The sequence below is a fragment of the Streptosporangium minutum genome, from assembly GCF_002149035.1.
Classification (GTDB): Bacteria; Actinomycetota; Actinomycetes; order Streptosporangiales; family Streptosporangiaceae; genus Streptosporangium; species Streptosporangium minutum.
Genome location: NZ_NGFP01000119.1, coordinates 1 through 18,669 on the forward strand (window position 1 = coordinate 1; position 18,669 = coordinate 18,669).

Below are 18,669 nucleotides of genomic sequence, written 5' to 3' on the forward strand. Positions count from 1 at the left end.
GTCTGGCCGATCTCGGCGGCGACGTCGTAGGTGGGGTGGTCCGACAGCCCGACCCACTCCCGCTCGGTCCTCCTGTGCCGGAAGCGGTAGAAGTCCACCGCCTTGCGGCCCGAGAGATAGAACACCGGCTCCTTGTCCTGCTCGCGCAGGAGCGCCGCCAGCGCGTCCCCCCGGCGCAGCACGTTGTTGTTGAAGCCGCCGCAGAAGCCCCGGTCGCTGGTGGAGGCCTTCGACACGCCCACCCGGGAGGGCGGGGTGGGCGAGGTGCACGTCGTCTTCACCGAGTTCGTCTCCATGCTGACCCAGGAGACCCGCGTGCACCGGATCCTGCCCCTGGAGATCGAGGAGCGGGAGATCGGCGGCCGGGCCGAGGGCTCCGTCTCCGCCCCCCTGCCACCGTACGAGTTCGAACCGGCCCCGGGCGCCGTGCTCGACCTGCTGCTGCGGCAGTACGTCCGGGGGCGGATCTGGAGCATGCTGCTGGAGTCCAGCGCCGCCGAGCACGCCGCCCGCCGGCAGGCGATGATGTCGGCCACCGACAACGCCCACGAGCTGATCGGCCAGCTCACCCGCCGGGCCAACTCCGCGCGGCAGGCCGAGATCACCACCGAGCTCACCGAGATCGTGAGCGGCGCGGAGGCGCTGGAGCGGAAGGGGGACGAGGAGTAGGAGGCGGGGACAGAGAGGAAGATCTACCTCACCGGCTTGGCAAAACCAGACAAAGTGCCATTAAAATCCTTCGCGTCATCGTCAGTCACCGGGGGATCGAGAACATGGGCCTGTCCGCTCGCGAGAAGCGCACACTCGACGGGATCGCCGACCGGCTCCACGGGGAGGACCCACTCCTGGCGGAGTCCCTGTCGTCCTTCGCCACCGGCGTGGTCACCGCGGAACTCCTGCCCCCGCGCCGCCGCACGTCCACCCTCGTCCTGCTCCCCGTCGCCCTGCTGGCCGCGATCATGGCGATCATGGCCGTGGTGCTTCCCCCGATCTCGGGCACGGAGGCCGACCCCGCCCCCGTCTCCCAGGTGCTGCCCCGCGGCTGACACCGGCGCGCCCCACGCGCCGGGCGCGACCGGGCGCCGTCCGCCCTGGTAGCCCGGGTTTCATCCTTTCTGCCCCTGGGGACCTCATTGGGTATTGCCACTAAATGTGGTCGATACGGGGGATATGTGCCGGGGGGCGCAAGATGGGGGATTCCTTTGGTGATCGTCCACGGGGACGCACCGCCGCCGAAGAAGGAGTGATCCGCGACGACGCGGCCGAGGCCATAGCGTCCGAACACGGCAAACTCGGTCTCCCCGCAGCGACGGCACTCGTCGTCGGCAACATCGTGGGCACAGGGGTGTTCCTGCTGCCGGCCTCCCTCGCCGCCTACGGCACCGTCAGCATCCTGGCGATGGGCCTGGTGTCGATCGGCGCCATCGCGCTCGCCGTCGTGTTCGGCAGGCTCGGCGCGCGGGTGCCGGCGGGAGGCGGGCCGTACGCCTACGCCAAGGACGCCTTCGGGGAGTTCCCCGGCTTCTGGAACGCCTGGTCGTTCTGGCTGACCGCCTGGATCGGCAACGCCGCGATCGCCGTCGTCTGGGTCAACTACGTCAACTACTTCCTGCACTGGGACTCCGCCGTCGCCCAGGTCATCCTGGCGTTCGTCGCCCTGTGGATCCCGGCGCTGATCAACCTGAGCGGCGTGCGGAACATCGGCGCCTTCACACTGGTCACGACGGTGCTGAAGTTCATCCCGCTGATCTTCGTCGCGGTGGTCGGGCTGTTCTTCGTCCGCGGCGCCAACTTCGGCCCGTTCAACGCCACCGGCGGCAACTGGATCGGCGCCATATCCACCGCCGGCGCGCTCGCGCTGTTCATCTACTCCGGCGTCGAGAGCGTCACCATCGTGGCGGAGAAGATCAAGAACCCGGCGCGCAACATCGGCAGGGCCAGCGTCTACGGCGTGCTGATCTGCGCCGCGATGTACATGCTCAGCACCGTCGCCATCTTCGGCACCGTCCCGCACGACGCCCTCGTCAACTCCCCCGCCCCGTTCGCCGACGCGATCAACAACATGTTCGGCGGCGGCATCGGCGGCGGCATCATGGCGGCCTGCGCGGTCGTCTCCGGAATCGGCGCCATCAACGGCTGGACCATGCTCGTGGCCGAGATGCCGATGGCCGCGGCCAGGGACGGCCTGTTCCCGGAGATCTTCAGGAGGGAGAACAGCCGCGGCGCCCCGTGGGTGGGCATCGTCCTGGGCACCGCGCTGACCTCCCTCGTCGCGGTCTACAACTACTTCGGCACCACCGAGGGCTTCAACAAGATCCTGCTGATCGCCACCTTCACCACCGTCATCCCCTACTTCTTCTCCGCGTGCGCCCAGCTGTTCTGGCTGGTCACCGGGGCCAGAAAGGTTCACGGAGCCCGGCTGGGCCGCGACCTGGCCATCACCGCCGTGGCCATCCTGTTCGCCTTCTGGATGACCTACGGCGCCGGCACGGAGGCGGTCTTCATCGGCTTCCTGATGATGCTCGTGGGCATCCCGGTCTACATCTGGACCAAGGCGAAACGTGGCGAGTACGGCCCCAGGGGGAGAGCACCGGCCTCGTCCTCCGGACGGACTCGTTGACAACGACGAAGGAAGAGAAGAAATGACCTTTCATGTCGACTCCGAGGTGGGCAGGCTCCACCAGGTCCTGCTGCACCAGCCCGAACTGGCGCTCAAGCGGCTCACCCCCTCGAACAAGGACGACTTCCTCTTCGACGACGTGCTGTGGGTGCAACGGGCGGTGGAGGAGCACGAGCAGTTCCAGCAGGTGCTGCGCGACCGCGGCATCACCGTCTACATGCTGGCCGACCTGCTGCGCGAGACGGTCGACATCCCCGAGGCCCGCAAACACATCCTGGACGGGACCATCGACGAGCGCTACTTCGGGCCGATGGCCATCGACGCCCTCCGCAACGTGTTCGACGCGATGGACTCCGCCGAGCTCCAGCTCTACCTCACCGGCGGCATCACCAAGCGCGAACTGGTGGAGCGGGGCACCGACCCCAAGAGCCTGGCCTTCCACACCCTGGAGTACGACGACTTCATCCTGCCCCCGCTGCCCAACCACCTGTTCACCCGCGACACCTCCTGCTGGATCTACGACGGCGTCTCCGTCAACGCGATGAGGAAGAAGGCCCGCCAGCGCGAGACCGTGAACTACGAGGCCGTCTACCGTTACCACCCGATGTTCGCCACCGGCTACGACCGGCCCGGACAGGACGGCTACAACGTCTGGATGCCGGGCCTGGCCGCGGCGCCGGCCACCATCGAGGGCGGCGACGTGCTGGTCATCGGCCGGGACACGGTGCTGATCGGGATGAGCGAGCGCACCCAGCCGCAGGCGGTGGAGATGCTCGCGCGGAGCCTGTTCACCAGGGGCTCGGCGAAGAAGATCGTCGCGCTGAACATGCCGAAGGCCCGCGCGTTCATGCACCTGGACACGGTGATGACGAACGTGGACGTCGGAGTGTTCACCAAGTACGCCGGCCTGGGCATGCTGCCCTCCTACACGGTCGAACCCGGCGACACCGAGAAGGAACTCAAGATCACCGACCATCCCGCGGAGGACATGCACAAGGCCATCGCGCGGGCACTCGGCCTGGACGACATCAAGGTCCTCACCCCCACCCAGGACGTCTACGCCGCCGAGCGGGAGCAGTGGGACGACGGCTGCAACGTCCTGGCCGTCGAACCCGGCGTCGTCATCGCCTACGAGCGCAACACCACCACCAACAACTACCTTCGCGCCAACGGCATCGAGGTGATCACGACCCCGGGCAGCGAGCTCGGCCGGGGCCGGGGCGGGCCGCGCTGCATGAGCTGCCCGCTCGAACGCGACGGCATCTGAGCCGCTTCATCGTCACGGGGGACACGACGGGGGACATCCATGGCATTCAACCTGCGCAACCGCAGCTTCCTGAGGGAGCTCGACCTCACACCCGACGAGTTCAGGTTCCTGATCAGGCTGTCGGCCGACCTCAAAGCCGCCAAGTACGCGGGCAACGAGGATCCCCGGCTCACGGGCAAGAACATCGCGCTGATCTTCGAGAAGACCTCCACCCGCACCCGCTGCGCGTTCGAGGTCGGCGCCCACGACCAGGGCGCCCACGTCACCTACCTCGACCCCAGCGGCTCCCAGATGGGCCACAAGGAGTCGGTCAAGGACACCGCGCGGGTCCTCGGCCGGATGTTCGACGCCATCGAGTACCGGGGCAGCAAGCAGGCCTACATCGAGGAGCTCGCCGCCTACGCCGGCGTCCCGGTCTGGAACGGCCTCACCGACGAGTGGCACCCGACGCAGATGCTCGCCGACATGCTCACCATGCAGGAACACAGCGACAAACCCCTGCACGACGTCTCCTACGCCTACCTCGGCGACGCCCGCAACAACATGGGCCACTCGCTGCTGGTCACCGGCGCCATGCTCGGCATGGACGTGCGGATGGTCGCCCCCAAGGACCTCTGGCCCGACGAGCAGACGGTCGTCAAGCCCGCCAGGGACCTCGCCAAGCGGACCGGCGCCACCGTCACCGTCACCGACGACGTGAACAAGGGCGTCAAGGGCGTGGACTTCCTCTACACCGACGTGTGGGTGTCCATGGGCGAGCCCAAGGAGGTGTGGGACGAGCGCATCAAACTGCTCATGCCGTACCAGGTCAACGCGGAGGTGGTGAAGGCCACCGGCAACCCGGAGGTGAAGTTCATGCACTGCCTGCCGGCCTTCCACAACCGGGAGACCAGGGTCGGCGAGGACCTGTTCGAGAAGACCGGCCACGACGCGCTGGAGGTCACCGAAGAGCTCTTCGAGTCACCGCGCTCGATCGTCTTCGACCAGGCCGAGAACCGGCTCCACACCATCAAGGCCATCATGGTCGCCACCCTGGGGGACTGAAGCCGTGCACGACACCACACCGCCAAGGCACCGGCCGTCCCGGCCACCCCGGACGACCGAAGCCGCACGCCGCACCACACCACCGAGGCACCGGCGAGAGGACGGCAGATGCGCGTCCTGGTAGCCCTGGGGGGCAACGCGCTGCTGCGGAGGGGGCAGCGGCCCGACGCCGACGTCCAGCAGGAGAACCTCCGTGACGCGGTCACGTCGCTGGCCTCGCTGGCCGAGCGGCACGAGCTGATCATCACGCACGGGAACGGCCCGCAGGTGGGCGTGCTGGCGCTGGAGAGCGCCAAGGACGCCAACCTGACCCGGCCCTACCACCTCGACACGATCGTCGCCGAGACCCAGGGCATGATCGGCTACTGGATGCTCCAGGCGCTGCAGAACGCGCTGCCCGGACGGCAGGTCGCGGCGATGGTCACCCAGACGCTCGTCTCCGCGGTGGACCCCGCGTTCGACGACCCGACCAAGTTCGTCGGCGAGGTCTACGACCGGCAGGAGGCCGAGAAACTGGCCCGGGAGTACGGCTGGACGGTCAAGCCGGACGGGCAGTACTGGCGCAGGGTCGTGCCCTCCCCCACCCCGCAGCGGGTCGTGGAGACCCGGCTGATCCGCCGCCTGGTCCGCGACCACGTCCTGACGATCTGCGCGGGAGGCGGCGGCATCCCGGTCATCCGCAACGAGAAGGGCCAGCTCCAGGGCGTCGAGGCGGTCATCGACAAGGACCTCACCGGGTCGGTGCTCGCCGAGGCCCTGGAGGCGGACGTCTTCATGATGCTGACCGACGTGCCGCGGGTGGCCAGGAACTTCGGCACCCCGCAGCAGGAGGACATCGCCCACACCACTCCCCACCAGCTGCGCGCGGAGGAGTTCCCCGCCGGTTCGATGGGGCCGAAGGTGGAGGCGGCCTGCCGCTTCGTGGAGACGACCGGCGACATGGCCGCCATCGGCAAGCTGGACGAGGCCGAGCGGATCCTGGAGGGGAAGGGGGGCACGATCGTCACCCCCAACGCCACCTGGCCACTGGCCAGCACGCTCTGACCGCAGGTCCGGCCGCCGCGTTCCGGCGGCCGGGGGCCTGGCCGTTCCTCCCGGCACGACGGATGATCACCACACAGGCGCAGTCGAGGAGGGACGAGACATGGCTTCCGTGGCACATCGGCTGTTCCGCACCAAGCCCGCCGACGAGATCGTCGCCGAGGGCGGCCACGGCGAGGGCGGCGAGCTGCGCCGGACCATGACCCTGTGGCAGCTCACCCTCTTCAGCGTCGGAGCCACCCTCGGCACCGGCATCTTCGTCATCCTCGGCCAGGCCGTACCCAAGGCGGGTCCCGCGGTGGTGGCCGCGTTCGTGCTGGCGGCGATCACGGCCCTGTTCTCGGCCCTGTCCTACGCCGAGCTGGCCGGCACGATCCCCGTCTCCGGCTCCTCCTACTCCTACGCCTACGCGACCCTGGGCGAGCTCGTGGCGTGGGTGTGCGGCTGGTGCCTGATGCTGGAGTACGCCGTCTCCGTGGCGGCGGTGGCGGTCGGCTGGGGCGAATACCTCAACCACTTCCTCCAGGACCTGTTCGGCTGGGAGCTGCCGGCCTCCATCATCCACTCCCCCGGCGACCAGGGCGGGGTGATCAACCTCACCGCGATCCTGATCGTCGTGCTCGCCACCTGGCTGCTGCTGCGCGGTGCGTCCGAGAGCGCCACCGCCAACGTGATCTTCGTGATGATCAAGATCGCGGTGCTCGTCTTCTTCTGCGTGGTGGCCTTCACCGCGTTCAACACCGGCAACCTGGCGCCGTTCGCCCCGATGGGCGTCGCCGGCATCACCGCCGCCGCCTCGCAGGTCTTCTTCTCCTACATCGGCTTCGACGCTGCCTCCACCGCCGGCGAGGAGGCCAGGAACCCCAAGCGCGACCTGCCCCTGGCGATCATCCTCTCCCTCGTCATCGTCACGATCGTCTACGTGGCGGTGGCGCTGGCCGCCGTCGGCGCCATGCCGTGGCAGCAGTTCGACCCGAACACCACCGAGGCCAGCCTCGCCCTGATCGCCGACCTGGCCACCGGCTCCACCTGGGCGGGCATCATCATCTCCTTCGGCGCGGTCATCGCCATCGCCAGCGTGGTCCTCACCGTGCTGTACGGCCAGACCCGCATCCTGTTCGCGATGTCGCGCGACGGCCTGATACCGAAGATCTTCGAGAAGGTGAACCCGCGCCGCCAGGTCCCGGTGGCCAACACGCTCATCGTGGCCGTGTTCGTCTCGGTGCTCGCCGGCCTCATCCCGCTGGGCCAGCTCGCCGAGGCCACCAGCATCGGCACCCTGTTCGCCTTCGCCATCGTCAACGTCGGCGTGCTGGTGCTCCGCCGTACCCGGCCCGACCTGCCGCGCAGCTTCAGGACACCGTTCTTCCCGATCACGCCGATCCTCGGCGTGATCTTCTGCGTCATCGTGATGCTCGGGCTGGCGGGGGTCACCTGGCTGGCCTTCGCCATCTGGATGCTGGTCGGCCTGCTGGCCTACTTCCTGTACGGCTACCACCACTCCCGCCTCAACCGGAGCGTCCGATGAAGATCGAGCATGTTCTCGCCGGGTTCATCCCCGAGTCGCGCGGCAAGGACGGGCTCTGGCTGGCCCTGCTGCTGGCCAGGCAGAGCGGAGCACGGCTGACGGTGGCCCACGTGCACGCACCCGCCTGGACCACGCCGGGCCCCGGCAAGATCGACGCCGAGTGGCAGGCGTACGTGACCGAAGAGGCCGCCCAGACCCTCGCCCAGGCGCGGCGGCTGCTGGCGGACGTGGACGACGTGCCGATCGACTACGTCCTGCACGGCAACCGGGGCAGCGGGCGCGGCCTGGTGCAGCTCGTCGGCAGGACCAAGGCCGACGTGGTGGTCATCGGCTCGGCCCCCGGAGGCAGCCGGGGCCGTATCCGCCTGGGCAGCACCGCCGACCAGCTCCTGCACGCCTCCCCCGTGCCCGTCGCGCTGGCGCCCCGGGGGTACGGCGAGGAGCATCCGCCCCGGGTCCAGCGGCTGACCGTGGCCTACCGGCGCGACCCCGCCTCCGGCGAGGCGGTACGGCAGGCCGCCGCGATGGCCCTGCAGATGGACGTGCCTCTGCGCCTGATCACCCTGGTGCTGAGCGGCGGGCGGCAGGCGGGGATAGAGGAGGAGATGCTCAACCGGCTGCGGGAAAGGGTCGCGGCCGACCTCAAGGCGGCCGCTCGCGGGCACAGGCGGGTGGAGGTCGACGTGGCGGTGCTGGAGGGCAGGAACGTGGCGGCGGCGCTGGGCAACACCGACTGCGAGGGCTCGATGCTGATCTGCGCCTCCAGCGAAACGGGGCCGTTGCGCCGGGTCTTCCTCGGCGACATCTCATCGAAGATCATACGCGCAGCGCCGTGCCCGGCGATGATGTTGCCCCGAAACCCACCGAAGAAGCCCGGATCCGGCGGCAAGCAGGGGAAACCTTGATGATTCACTATGCGGGGTGGGACAAGTGCGGCGTTTGAGGAGGACCACGCCGGATCGGATTCGACATCTTTTTTCCAATCAGCTTGACCTTAGACGCCCACCGCTTTACCGTCACTGTCCGTAACCACACCTCGCGGCGTTATCGGGTAAACCCTGACGCTCCGGTCACCGAAGGTGCCTACCCCGGGCGCCAACCCGGTGGTTGGGGCATATGTTGCGAGGGAGCACAATCAAGTGAAAGCAGCACATAAGAGAGCCGGGGGGCCACACCATGCCGTCTGAGTACGCCAAGTCGCTGGGTGCACGACTCCGCGCCATCCGCACCCAGCAGGGCCTGTCCCTGCACGGAGTCGAAGAGAAGTCCCGCGGACGTTGGAAGGCGGTTGTCGTCGGCTCCTACGAGCGCGGGGACCGCGCCGTGACAGTGCAGAAGCTTGCCGAACTGGCCGACTTCTACGGTGTTCCGGTCTCGGAGTTGCTGCCGGGTGGCGCCGCCCCGAGCCCGCTCGGCCCGACACCGAAGCTTGTGATCGACCTTGAGCGTCTTGCCCAGCTCCCCAAGGAGAAGGCAGGTGCGCTCGCCCGCTACGCGGCCACGATCCAGAGCCAGCGTGGCGACTACAACGGCAAGGTGCTGTCCATCCGCCAGGAGGATCTCCGCTCCCTCGCCGTGATCTATGACAAGTCCCCCACCGAGCTCACCGAGGAGCTCATCAACTGGGGTGTCCTGGACCCCGAGGCACGACGCGCCGTCGAATCCTTCTGACGACCTGTCCGGTCGTGGGTGCGCCGGGGACCGGCGTGCCCACCCACCGGGAAATCTCGCCGTCTCGTTAGAACATCGCCTTCATCGCGCCACGGGTGGCGGTCCCTGTGGTAGGAAAAGGCAAACATGGCATTTAACGAGATGTGGTGGACATGGCAGGGAGAGAGGATCGACACGATCACTCTCGAAGACGCCCAAAAAGCCGTCTCGACGCCCTCATGGCGTCTCTGGGGTCGACCAAGACCCGCGCGTTCCTGAGGCTGCTGACCTCCGTCGGAGGCAGCAGGACCCAGGACACTCTGAAGCTGCTGCCCTTCATCGTCATGGCCGTCGTGGCCCTGATCGACTTCGGCTCCGGCCCGACGTCCGGCCTCCTGCCCCTGCTCGCCCTGGGCCCGGCCTTCGCCAGCGTCGCCTGCGGGCTGGCCAGGACCACGGTGGTCGGCGTGATCGCCCTGGCGCTGTGCGTCGCCCTGGGCCTCTACAACGACATTCTCTGGACGCCCCGCACCAACATCACCATGGCCGCCATTCTGGGCGTCACCGTGGCCAGCGTGCTGGCCAGCGCCGGACGGCTCCGCCACGAGAGGCAGCTGGCCGACGTCCGCTCGGTGGCCGAGGCCGCCCAGCGCGTGCTGCTGCGGCCCGTGCCGCGCCGCGCGGGGCCGGGGATCGGCGTGGCCGTCTCCTACACCTCGGCCACCGCCGAGGCCAGGATCGGCGGTGACCTGTACGAGGTGGTGACCACCCCGCACGGGGTCCGGATCATCGTGGGGGACGTCCAGGGCAAGGGCCTGGAGGCCGTGGAGACCGCCGCGGTGGTCCTCGGCGCCTTCCGGGAGGCCGCGCACGACGAGGCAAAGCTCCAGGGCGTGGTGGCCCGGCTGGAGAACGCCCTGACCCGGGAGCTGTCCGGCGAGCAGTTCGTCACCGGCATACTGGCCGAGATCACCGGCAGCACCTCGATCACCGTGATCAACTGCGGTCATCCGTCGCCCATGGTCCTCGGCGCCGACGGCAAGCACTGGTTCGCCGATCCCCCGGACGAGGCGCTCCCGCTGGGCATGGGCTCGCTGATGGCCGGCGAGCCGACGCCGCACCAGATCCCGTTCGAGCCGGGGGACCAGGTCCTCTTCTACACCGACGGGGTCATCGAGGCGCGCGACGGAACGGGCAAGTTCTACCCGCTGCCGGCCAGGGCGCACCTGCTGAACGGAGCCGACCCGCAGCTCGCGCTGGACGCCCTCCGCGCCGACCTGCTGCGCCACGTGGGCCGTCCGCTGGGCGACGACGCCGCCATGCTCCTGCTGCGCCACCGTGCCGCCCGCCCCACCTCCTCGGCGGCCTGACCGGCGGCCCGGCGGACGCCGGGCCTAGCCGGCGAGGGGGACGCGGCCGGGCAGCATGGGCTGGGTGGGCACGCCGAGCAGACTCTCCACCGTGGTGACGAAGCGCTCCGCCTCGGAGATCAGCTCCTCGGCGTCCCGGGCCGACACCACACGGGTCATCCCGGCCTCGGCGGAGGCCCGCTTGGTGGCGCTCACCTCGAAGTAGGGGGCCCAGTCGGCGAGCCGCGGCTCGGCCTCGGGCAGCAGCTCCCAGGCGCTGCGCAACCGGCGCCTGCGGCCGTCCATGGGGCGCGGCCGTGCGGCCAGGACGGCGGCGGCCGCCCTGAGCGCCGCCAGGTGGGCGGCGACGTAACGGGTGGCGGGGGTCCGGGCGGCGGCCGCCTCTTCCAGGCAGTCACGCGCGTCGGTCAGGTGCGCCCGCACCGTGGGCGACAACCGGGGCCCGCCGGAATCGCTGAGCCGAGGGGTCATGTGCTTCAGCCTCCTAGGTCGCAAGCGGCTCCCGGCGACTTCGCCGGTGATGTCAACACTTGCAGACCCCACCGACAAATTCCCCGGGCGGCCGGACGAGGAGCTTCCCCTCTCCCCGTCCGCCTCGACCTCGCCCGGTCGTCTGCGACGACGGCACGGGCACGATCGACCGCCCTGGACGTGATCCGCGAGTTTCACGTCATTACATCGAACATAAATTCGACCACTCGTAGTGTCAAGTAAAGCGACGAACAAAGGTTCGATCTCTATGGAGACAGCGAGGCCCCGGGAGATCAAGATCTCCCGGGGCCTCGACCTGCGGCTATCGGACGAACCTGCCCCGCACGTGCACCGGGACGCCCTTGCCCAGCAGGCCGGGGAGCATCCCCGCCACGTTCATCGGCAGCCGGACGCAGCCGTGCGAGGCCGGGGCGAGCGGCACCGACAGCGCGCCGTGGAAGGCGATGCCGCCGTTGAAGAAGATCGGGTTGTAGAGCTGGCCGAGGTAGGACTTGTGCCAGCCGTCCCTGCGCCAGGTCGTCTTGTAGTCGCCCGTCGGCGTGCGGGCGTCGCCGCAGAAGCGCTGGACCTTGCCGTTCCAGTTCGCCGTCTCGCAGTACGGGATCCCGCTCCCGGAGGAGGTGTGGCTGATCAGCTTCACCCGCCCGTCGACGTAGAGGACCATCACCTGCTTGGCGAGGTTCATCTCGACCCGGGTCGGCTTGCCGTTGGGCACCAGCACCTTCGGCGTCTTCGGCGCCTCCAGGGCGTTCCAGGTCCTGCGCGCCACGGTGCTGGTCGGCGAGATGCCGTTGACCTTCTGGAAGGCCCAGACCGCGGCCTGGGTGGCCCCGCCGTACCGGCCGTCGATCTTTCCGGGCGCGTAGCCGAGCTCCTTCAGCCGGGTCTGAAGCACCTTGACCTCGGCGCCCTTGGCGCCGATCTTGAGCGTCTTGCCGGGCGCGACGAACGCGGCGGCTCCGGCCTCCGCCACGACGACCCGGGCCGCCGAGGGGGCGGTCTGGGCGTTCGCGACGCCCAGGGAGCCGAGCGAAGAGACGAGCACGGCCCCCGCCGTCATGAGCGCGGCCACTCCGAGCCGCCGGTCAACCCCCACGTAAAATCATCCCCTCATGTCACTGATGTCCGAACCAAGAGACCATAGTGGATGAACCGCTTGTCTCCGCCAGAGGTGATGAAGCGGTAATCAATGGTCAATCTGTTTAGAGTGGCCGGGTGCCAGAAAAGTTGCATCCCAACATCGAGAAGGTCGCCGCGGTCCTGGGCGAGCACGGCGTCCCCGGCGAGATCGTCGTCTTCGCCGAGGCCACCCCGACCGCCGCGACCGCGGCCGCGCAGCTCGGCTGCGAGGTCGGCGCCATCGCCAACAGCCTGGTCTTCGACGCCGACGGGGCACCGCTCCTGGTGCTCACCAGCGGCGCCCACCGGGTGGACACCGGCCTGATCGCGGAGACCGTCGGCGCGGCCGAGGTGAAGCGGGCCACCCCGGAGTTCGTACGCGCCGCCACCGGTCAGGTCATCGGCGGCGTCGCGCCGATCGGCCACCCGGCCCCGCTCAGGACGCTGGTCGACACCTGGCTCGGCAGGTACGAGGTCGTCTGGGCCGCCGCGGGCCATCCGCACACGGTCTTCCCCACCAGTTTCGCCGAACTGGTCCGCATCACCGACGGCACTCCGGTGGAGGTGGAGCGTTGACCGGGTGGAGCGCGGGCGTCCCCCGGCGCGGCGCCCCGCCCGCCGGTCCGGCGCGGGAGGGCCGATGACCACCGTCTGGCATAATCCTCGCTGCTCCAAGAGCCGCGCGGCGCTGACGGCCCTCGCCGACTCGGGCCGGCAGGTGACCGTCCGCCGCTACCTGGACGATCCGCCGACGCCCGCCGAGCTTTCGGAGGTCCTGGACCTGCTCGGCCTGGAGCCGTGGGACCTCACCCGGATGGGTGAGGACCGGGCCGTGGAGCTCGGCCTGGCCACGGCCGAGCGCGAGCGGGACCGGTGGATCGCGATCCTGGTCGCCAACCCCGTGCTGATCCAGCGCCCGATCGTGCTGACGGAGGACGGCCGCGCGATGGTCGCCCGCGACCAGGAGGCGCTCAAGGACCTGCTGTAGTCCGGGCGCTCAAGGACCTGCCGCGGTCCGGGCACTCAATGATCTACCGCGGTCCGGACGGTCAGAGGCCTGCCGCGGTCCGGGGCGGAGGGGGCGGCGGGTCCACGCCCTCCGCCGCGCCCGCGGCGGCCGGCCGCCGTCCCCTCCGTGTCCGCGGTTAAAAAGCGCTCCAGCATTTATGAAAATTACCAAACATCACTTACGCGCCTTTCATTTCAACTCCCCGGGCAATGTCTGCCCTGCTAGGGTGCGTGGCGTGATCGGACTGCGACGGGTCGGCCCCGATGAGTTCACCACCCGGCTGGACGCGGTCCTGGAGATCTACATCGCGGCGATGAACCCGCCCGTCGACCAGCTTCCCGGCCGAAAGACGATCATGGGGAACCACGCCGTCCACCCGGGATTCACCTGCCTGTTCGCCGAGCGCCCCGACGGGACGCCGGTGGGTCTCGCCTACGGCTTCCACGGGGTCGCCGGGCAGTGGTGGCACGACGTCGTCCACCGGGCCATCGCGGAGCGGAACGGCGAGGGCAGCGCGCGCGGCTGGCTCGGCGACGCCCTGGAACTCGCCGAGATCCACGTCCACCCCGACCACCACGGCAAGGGCATCGGCCGGGCGCTGGTCATGGGCATGTGCGCCGGCCGCCCGGAGCGCACCGCCGTGCTGTCCACCCGCGACCAGCCCACCGCGGCCCGGCATCTCTACCGCAGCGTCGGTTTCGTCGACCTGCTCACCCAGTTCGTCTTCCCGGGCGGCTACGAGCGCTACGCGATCCTCGGAGCCGTGCTCCCGCTGAGGGGGTAGGCCCTTCGAGGAGGCCCGCGGGCAGCGGCTCCGGCCCACCCTGGGCGGCCGCCCGCGCTCCGGCGGGACGCGCCCACCGTGGCGGGAACGCACCAGGGCCCGGTCCCGCCGGACGGCCGGTCCCGCCGGACGGTCAGCGCGGCCTCCGCGCCGGTCCCGCTAGGCGGTCAGCGCGGCGTCCGCCGGCGCGACGTCGAGGGCCTGGTAGACCTCACGGGTCGCGCTGGAGCGGTTGAAGGTGATGAAGTGGATTCCGGGCACGCCCTCGTCGAGCAGGGTCTGGCAGAGCTCGGCGGCGTGCTCGACGCCCAGCCGCCGCACGGCGGCCGGATCGTCGGCGACGGCCTCGAACCGCGCCGCCACCTCCGCGGGGAACGGCGCGCCGGACAGCTGCTCGGACCGGGCGATCGTGCTCATCTGCGTGACGGGCATGATGCCGGGGATGATCGGGGTGTCGCAGCCCTTGGCCGCCACCCGATCGCGCAGCCGCAGGTAGTCGTCCGCCCGGAAGAACATCTGGGTGATCGCGTAGTCGGCGCCCGCACGGCACTTGCGGACGAAGTGCTCGGTGTCGGCCTCCACCGAGCTCGACCTGGGGTGCTTGTAGGGGAAGGCCGCCACGCCGACGCAGAAGTCACCGGCCTGGCGGATCAGCCGGACCAGCTCGTCGGCGTAGAGCACCCCCTCGGGGTGGCGCACCCATTCCCCCGACGGGTCGCCGGGCGGGTCGCCCCGCACGGCGAGGATGTTGCGCACGCCCGCGTCCGCGAAGCGGCCCACCAGGTGGCGCAGCTCGCGGATGGAGTGGTCGACGGCGGTGAAATGGGCCACCGGGGTCAGCGTGGTCTCGTGGGCGAGCCGTTCCACGAGGCCGACCGTGCGGTCGCGGGTGCCGCCGCCGGCGCCGTAGGTGACCGACACGAAGGCGGGACGCAACGCCTCCAGCTCCCGGATGGCACGCCAGAGCTGCCGCTCTCCCTCGTCGGTCTTCGGAGGGAAGAACTCGAAGGAGAACGACCGGCCACCGGCGGCGAGAAGCTCGCGGACGGTGGGCACGCGGTCGGGAAGGATTGACGGGCGACCCAGAGCCATATCCCTAGGGTACTGGCCGCCCGGCCGGCCGCCATAACCATGAGCAGGGGACGAAACACCCACCTCTACAGATAGGAGTCGTCGGTCTGGCCAGATAATGTCAGTGCATGACCACTTCCGCCGCCGCGCTCGATACCATCCGCTTCGAAGTGGATCGTTCTCTCAAAGAGTTCGTCGAGCGGCAGCGACCCCAGCTCGGCGTGCCCGAGGTGGCCCCTCTCATCTCCGCCGCCGAGGAGTTCCTGGCGGGCGGCAAGCGGCTGCGACCGGCTTTCTGCTACTGGGGCTGGCGCGGCGCGGGCGGGGACGACGATCCCGCGCTCTTCACCGCCGCCGCGTCGCTGGAGCTCCTCCAGGCCAGCGCCCTCGTGCACGACGACGTGATGGACGCCAGCGACCTGCGCCGGGGCATGCCGTCGGCGCACCGCAGGTTCCAGGCGCTGCACGAGAAGGCTGACTGGCACGGTTCCGCCGAGCAGTTCGGCGAGGGCGCGGCCATCCTGCTGGGCAACCTCATGCTCATCTGGTCCGGCGAGATGTGGCGCGGCAGCGGCCTGCCCCCCGCTTCGCTGGCGGCGGCCCAGCAGGTCCACGACCACATGCGCACCGAGCTGATGTGCGGTCAGTATCTGGACCTGCTGGAGCAGGCCCACGGCGAGAACACCTTCGACAGCGCGCTGCGGGTCGCCCTCTTCAAGAGCGGCAGATACTCGGTGGAGCAGCCGCTCCGGCTCGGTCTGGTGCTGGCCGCGCGGGACCGCGCCCCGTGGATCGACCGGCTCTGCGAGGAGTACGGCCGGTCCGTGGGCATCGCCTTCCAGCTCCGCGACGACATCCTCGGGGTGTTCGGCGACCCCGCCGAGACCGGCAAGCCCGCCGGTGACGACCTGCGGGAGGGCAAGCGGACGATGCTCGTCGCCCGCACGCTCGCCGTGGCCTCCCCCGCACAGGCGGAGGCGGTGCGCGGCACGCTCGGCGACCCGGCGCTGGACGCGGCCGGGGTCGACCGGCTCCGCCAGATCATCGCGGAGACCGGGGCGCTCGTCGCGTGCGAGGAGATGATCAAGAACTATCTCGAAGACGCCCTGACCTCGCTGGACCACGCCCCGATCACCGAGGAGGCCCGCGTGGCCCTGGCCGACCTGGCCGTGGCCGCCACCTCCCGCCGCACCTGACGCGGTCCGGCGGGCTCAGCCCGCGGCGGCCAGCCTCCGCTGGAACTCCTCGGCGGCCGCCTTCGGGTCGTCGGCCTCGGTTATCGCCCGCACGACCACGACCCGGCGCACGCCGTAGGAGATGACCTCGTCCAGGTTGGCGAGGTCGATGCCGCCGATGCCGAACCAGGGCCGGTCGGTGCCCAGGGACGCGGCGTGCCGCAGCAGGCCGGGCCCCGGGGCGTGCCGCCCGGGTTTGGTGGGCGTCGGCCAGATCGGGCCGCAGCAGAAGTAGTCGACACCGGGCTCGACGGCCGCGGCGGACGCCTCCTCGTCGGCGTGAGTGGAACGCCCGATGAGGATGTCGTCGCCGAGCATGTCGCGCACCACCGGCACCGGCAGGTCGTCCTGGCCGAGGTGGAGCACGTCGGGACGGGCCGCGTAGGCGATGTCCGCCCGGTCGTTGACCGCCAGCAGCCTGCCGTGGCGGTCGCAGGCCGCGCGGAAGACCTCCAGGAGCGCGAGCTCCTCGCGCGCCTCAAGGCCCTTCTCGCGCAGCTGCACGATGTCGACCCCGCCCGCGAGCGCCGCGTCGAGGAAGTCGGCGAGATCTCCCCTGTCACGGCGCCCGTCGGTGCACAGGTAGAGGCGGGCGTCAGAAACCGAGGGCCTGGGCACGCCGCTTGACCTCGGTATGGCGGCCCGCGACGATCGCGTCCACCGGTGACCCCGGCAGGGTCTCGTCCGGGGTGAACAGCCACCGGAGTGACTCGACGTCGCTGTATCCGGCGTCGAGCAGCACGGTGAGCGTGCCCGGCAGGCCCTTGACGACGTCGTCGGCCCCGAGGAACGCGGCGGGGACCTGAGGCTCGCCGCCTCCCCGCCGGACTCCGATGAGCTTGCGGTCCTTGAGAAGTTGCTTGGCACGACCGGCACTGAGGTTGAGCCGCCTGGCCACCTCACTCAGGGTGAGCCACTCGCCCACCAGTTGGTCGGTTTCCCGGTCGATCTGCGCAACAGAAAGCGTCACGAATCCACCACTACCACATCGAGCCCTTCGCCAAACACCCGGCGGCGAGGTTACGCCGCCGTACAGTCGCGCAACGCTACCGCAGGGTCGGCCAGGCGCTCGACGTCGAGCCGCTGGCCGCGCTCGATGAGACGGCGGCCCTGGACCAGGTCTCGGGGGCGGTTGACGGCGAGGACCGCGGCGAGCCTGTGGTCGTCGGCCACCCAGCAGACCGCCCATTTGGCGTCGGTGGCCGGATCCCCGCGCAGGACCAGGCGCTCGCCGTCGTGGTGGCCGGCGTACTGCACCATGTGGCCGAACTGCTCGGACCAGAAGTAGGGCACCGGGTCGTAGACCGCGTCGTCGCCCAGCAGCGCGGCCACGGCCACGTCGGGGGCGCCCAGCGCGGTGTCCCAGTGCTCGACCCGCATGCGGCGGCCGTAGCGGCGCGACCACCAGGCCGCGCAGTCGCCCACGGCGACCACGCCCGGCATCGAGGTGCGCAGGTGCTCGTCGGTGACGACCCCGTTCTCGAGTTCGAGGCCGGAGCCGGCCAGCCACTCGACCGAGGGCCGCACGCCGACGCCGGTGACGACCACGCCGGCCTCGACGGCGGATCCGTCGGCCAGGGTCAGCCCGCCCTGGTCGACGGAGGCGACCGCGGTGCCCAGGCGCAGGTCCACGCCCGCCCGGGCGTACCAGGAGACGGTGTGCGCACCCACGGGGCCGAGGGCGGCGCTCAGCGGGACGCCGGCGGCCTCGACGACGGTCACCTCGCAGTCCGCCCTGCGGGCGGCGGTGGCGACCTCGGCGCCGATCCAGCCCGCGCCGATGACGGCGACCTTCGTCCCGGGGACGAGCAGGGCGCGCAGTTCGAGCGCGTCGTCGATGGTGCGCAGCACGTGCTGCGGGCCGTCGCCGCGCAGCCGGATCGGGCGCGCGCCGGTGGCGATGACCAGCCCGCCGTAGGCCAGCTCGCCCTCGGTGGTCTCCACCACGCCCTCGCGCAGGCCCTTGGCGGCCACGCCCGCGCGGAAGTCGACCTCCAGGGCGTCCAGGTCGGAGTCGACGACCGTGGAGTCGGTCTCGCCCAGCAGGACGCTCTTGGACAGCGGTGGACGGTCGTAGGGCCGGTGCGTCTCCTCACCGATCAACGTGATCGTGCCGCCGAACCCACGGGCCCGTAGCGCCTCGACACTCCGCACACCGGCCAGGCCGGCGCCAACCACCACGACATGATTCACAACTCACGAGCCTAAGCGGCCGGGCCGACCCGCTGCCAACGCGGTTTGATAACGAAAACGGTATTTAGCTCACACCGAGCGCGATAAGAGTGTTGTGCCAGCCCTTAGGGTGGGAGGGACAAGACGCGCGGGAGCCCGGAACGCACCGGGCTGAGAGGAGGGCTGCGGACCGACGAGGACCGCGGGGAGCTCGGTGACGTGCGAGAACGTCGCGCCGCAGGCGCGGGCGAGCACGACACGGGGCCG

Annotated in this window: 21 protein-coding genes; 14 read left to right on the forward strand and 7 right to left on the reverse strand. The window is 70.3% G+C overall.

Features of this window, described 5'->3' with window-relative positions:
• Positions 1-281 (reverse strand): F0F1 ATP synthase subunit gamma (locus tag CA984_RS24245; protein WP_242676139.1); only part of this gene is annotated, 281 nt, incomplete at its 3' end.
• Here CA984_RS24245 and CA984_RS24250 point away from each other — a divergent pair.
• From CA984_RS24250 to CA984_RS24295, 10 genes are all read left to right on the forward strand, one after another.
• Positions 256-669 (forward strand): F0F1 ATP synthase subunit gamma, encoded by a 414-nt coding sequence (locus tag CA984_RS24250; protein ID WP_341351725.1) that lies wholly within the window; start codon positions 256-258, stop codon positions 667-669. The genes CA984_RS24245 and CA984_RS24250 overlap by 26 nt on opposite strands.
• Positions 670-773: 104 nt before the next feature.
• Positions 774-1,046: a DUF3040 domain-containing protein gene (locus tag CA984_RS24255; RefSeq protein ID WP_086575865.1), complete on the forward strand. Its 273-nt coding sequence runs from the start codon at positions 774-776 to the stop codon at positions 1,044-1,046.
• A 197-nt stretch (positions 1,047-1,243) separates the two neighbouring features.
• The gene (locus tag CA984_RS24260) at positions 1,244-2,620 is read left to right on the forward strand and encodes an amino acid permease (RefSeq protein ID WP_242676140.1); all 1,377 of its coding nucleotides are present in this window, start codon (positions 1,244-1,246) and stop codon (positions 2,618-2,620) included.
• A gap of 22 nt (positions 2,621-2,642) precedes the next feature.
• The gene (locus CA984_RS24265; protein WP_086575867.1) at positions 2,643-3,887 is read left to right on the forward strand and encodes an arginine deiminase; all 1,245 of its coding nucleotides are present in this window, start codon (positions 2,643-2,645) and stop codon (positions 3,885-3,887) included.
• Between the two features lie 39 nt (positions 3,888-3,926).
• Entirely contained in the window at positions 3,927-4,931 is a 1,005-nt protein-coding gene (argF, locus tag CA984_RS24270; protein WP_086575868.1) for an ornithine carbamoyltransferase, read from the forward strand.
• A 108-nt stretch (positions 4,932-5,039) separates the two neighbouring features.
• The gene (arcC, locus tag CA984_RS24275; protein WP_086575869.1) at positions 5,040-5,975 is read left to right on the forward strand and encodes a carbamate kinase; all 936 of its coding nucleotides are present in this window, start codon (positions 5,040-5,042) and stop codon (positions 5,973-5,975) included.
• A 100-nt stretch (positions 5,976-6,075) separates the two neighbouring features.
• A complete protein-coding gene (locus CA984_RS24280; RefSeq protein ID WP_086575870.1) occupies positions 6,076-7,500 on the forward strand; it encodes an amino acid permease in 1,425 nt (474 codons plus the stop codon).
• A complete protein-coding gene (locus CA984_RS24285; RefSeq protein WP_086575871.1) occupies positions 7,497-8,405 on the forward strand; it encodes a universal stress protein in 909 nt (302 codons plus the stop codon). The genes CA984_RS24280 and CA984_RS24285 overlap by 4 nt, the downstream gene beginning before the upstream one ends.
• Before the next feature lie 271 nt (positions 8,406-8,676).
• Positions 8,677-9,171 carry a transcriptional regulator BldD gene (bldD, locus tag CA984_RS24290; protein WP_012889498.1) on the forward strand — a complete coding sequence of 165 codons (495 nt, stop codon included), beginning with the start codon at positions 8,677-8,679 and terminating at the stop codon, positions 9,169-9,171.
• Between the two features lie 218 nt (positions 9,172-9,389).
• The gene (locus CA984_RS24295) at positions 9,390-10,520 is read left to right on the forward strand and encodes a PP2C family protein-serine/threonine phosphatase (protein WP_207621013.1); all 1,131 of its coding nucleotides are present in this window, start codon (positions 9,390-9,392) and stop codon (positions 10,518-10,520) included.
• Between the two features lie 24 nt (positions 10,521-10,544).
• On the opposite strand, the gene CA984_RS24300 is transcribed toward CA984_RS24295, so the two are convergent.
• Positions 10,545-10,991 carry an SAV_6107 family HEPN domain-containing protein gene (locus CA984_RS24300; protein ID WP_031162735.1) on the reverse strand — a complete coding sequence of 149 codons (447 nt, stop codon included), beginning with the start codon at positions 10,989-10,991 and terminating at the stop codon, positions 10,545-10,547.
• 322 nt (positions 10,992-11,313) lie between these two features.
• Positions 11,314-12,108, reverse strand: a complete 795-nt coding sequence (locus tag CA984_RS24305) for a L,D-transpeptidase family protein (RefSeq protein WP_086575872.1) — start codon at positions 12,106-12,108, stop codon at positions 11,314-11,316.
• Between the two features lie 119 nt (positions 12,109-12,227).
• Between CA984_RS24305 and CA984_RS24310 the strand changes: the two genes are divergently transcribed.
• From CA984_RS24310 to CA984_RS24320, 3 genes are all read left to right on the forward strand, one after another.
• The gene (locus CA984_RS24310; RefSeq protein WP_086575873.1) at positions 12,228-12,707 is read left to right on the forward strand and encodes a YbaK/EbsC family protein; all 480 of its coding nucleotides are present in this window, start codon (positions 12,228-12,230) and stop codon (positions 12,705-12,707) included.
• A 64-nt stretch (positions 12,708-12,771) separates the two neighbouring features.
• Positions 12,772-13,119, forward strand: coding sequence for an arsenate reductase family protein (locus tag CA984_RS24315; RefSeq protein ID WP_086575874.1), 348 nt, complete (start codon positions 12,772-12,774; stop codon positions 13,117-13,119).
• Positions 13,120-13,375: 256 nt separating this feature from the next.
• Complete coding sequence (locus CA984_RS24320; protein WP_207621014.1) at positions 13,376-13,924, forward strand: GNAT family N-acetyltransferase; 549 nt, start codon at positions 13,376-13,378, stop codon at positions 13,922-13,924.
• A 159-nt stretch (positions 13,925-14,083) separates the two neighbouring features.
• Here CA984_RS24320 and metF read toward each other — a convergent pair whose 3' ends face one another.
• Positions 14,084-15,016, reverse strand: a complete 933-nt coding sequence (gene metF / locus CA984_RS24325) for a methylenetetrahydrofolate reductase [NAD(P)H] (RefSeq protein WP_086575875.1) — start codon at positions 15,014-15,016, stop codon at positions 14,084-14,086.
• A 107-nt stretch (positions 15,017-15,123) separates the two neighbouring features.
• On the opposite strand from metF, the gene CA984_RS24330 reads away from it, so the two are divergent.
• The gene (locus CA984_RS24330; RefSeq protein WP_086575876.1) at positions 15,124-16,191 is read left to right on the forward strand and encodes a polyprenyl synthetase family protein; all 1,068 of its coding nucleotides are present in this window, start codon (positions 15,124-15,126) and stop codon (positions 16,189-16,191) included.
• A 15-nt stretch (positions 16,192-16,206) separates the two neighbouring features.
• On the opposite strand, the gene thiE is transcribed toward CA984_RS24330, so the two are convergent.
• From thiE to CA984_RS24345, 3 genes are read right to left on the reverse strand one after another with little or no spacing between them, the layout of a single operon-like run.
• Entirely contained in the window at positions 16,207-16,848 is a 642-nt protein-coding gene (thiE, locus tag CA984_RS24335) for a thiamine phosphate synthase (protein WP_086575877.1), read from the reverse strand.
• Positions 16,826-17,200, reverse strand: coding sequence for an Rv2175c family DNA-binding protein (locus tag CA984_RS24340; protein WP_031162748.1), 375 nt, complete (start codon positions 17,198-17,200; stop codon positions 16,826-16,828). The genes thiE and CA984_RS24340 overlap by 23 nt, the downstream gene beginning before the upstream one ends.
• A 50-nt stretch (positions 17,201-17,250) precedes the next feature.
• Positions 17,251-18,423: an NAD(P)/FAD-dependent oxidoreductase gene (locus tag CA984_RS24345; RefSeq protein WP_086575878.1), complete on the reverse strand. Its 1,173-nt coding sequence runs from the start codon at positions 18,421-18,423 to the stop codon at positions 17,251-17,253.
• Between the last annotated feature and the right edge of the window lie 246 nt (positions 18,424-18,669).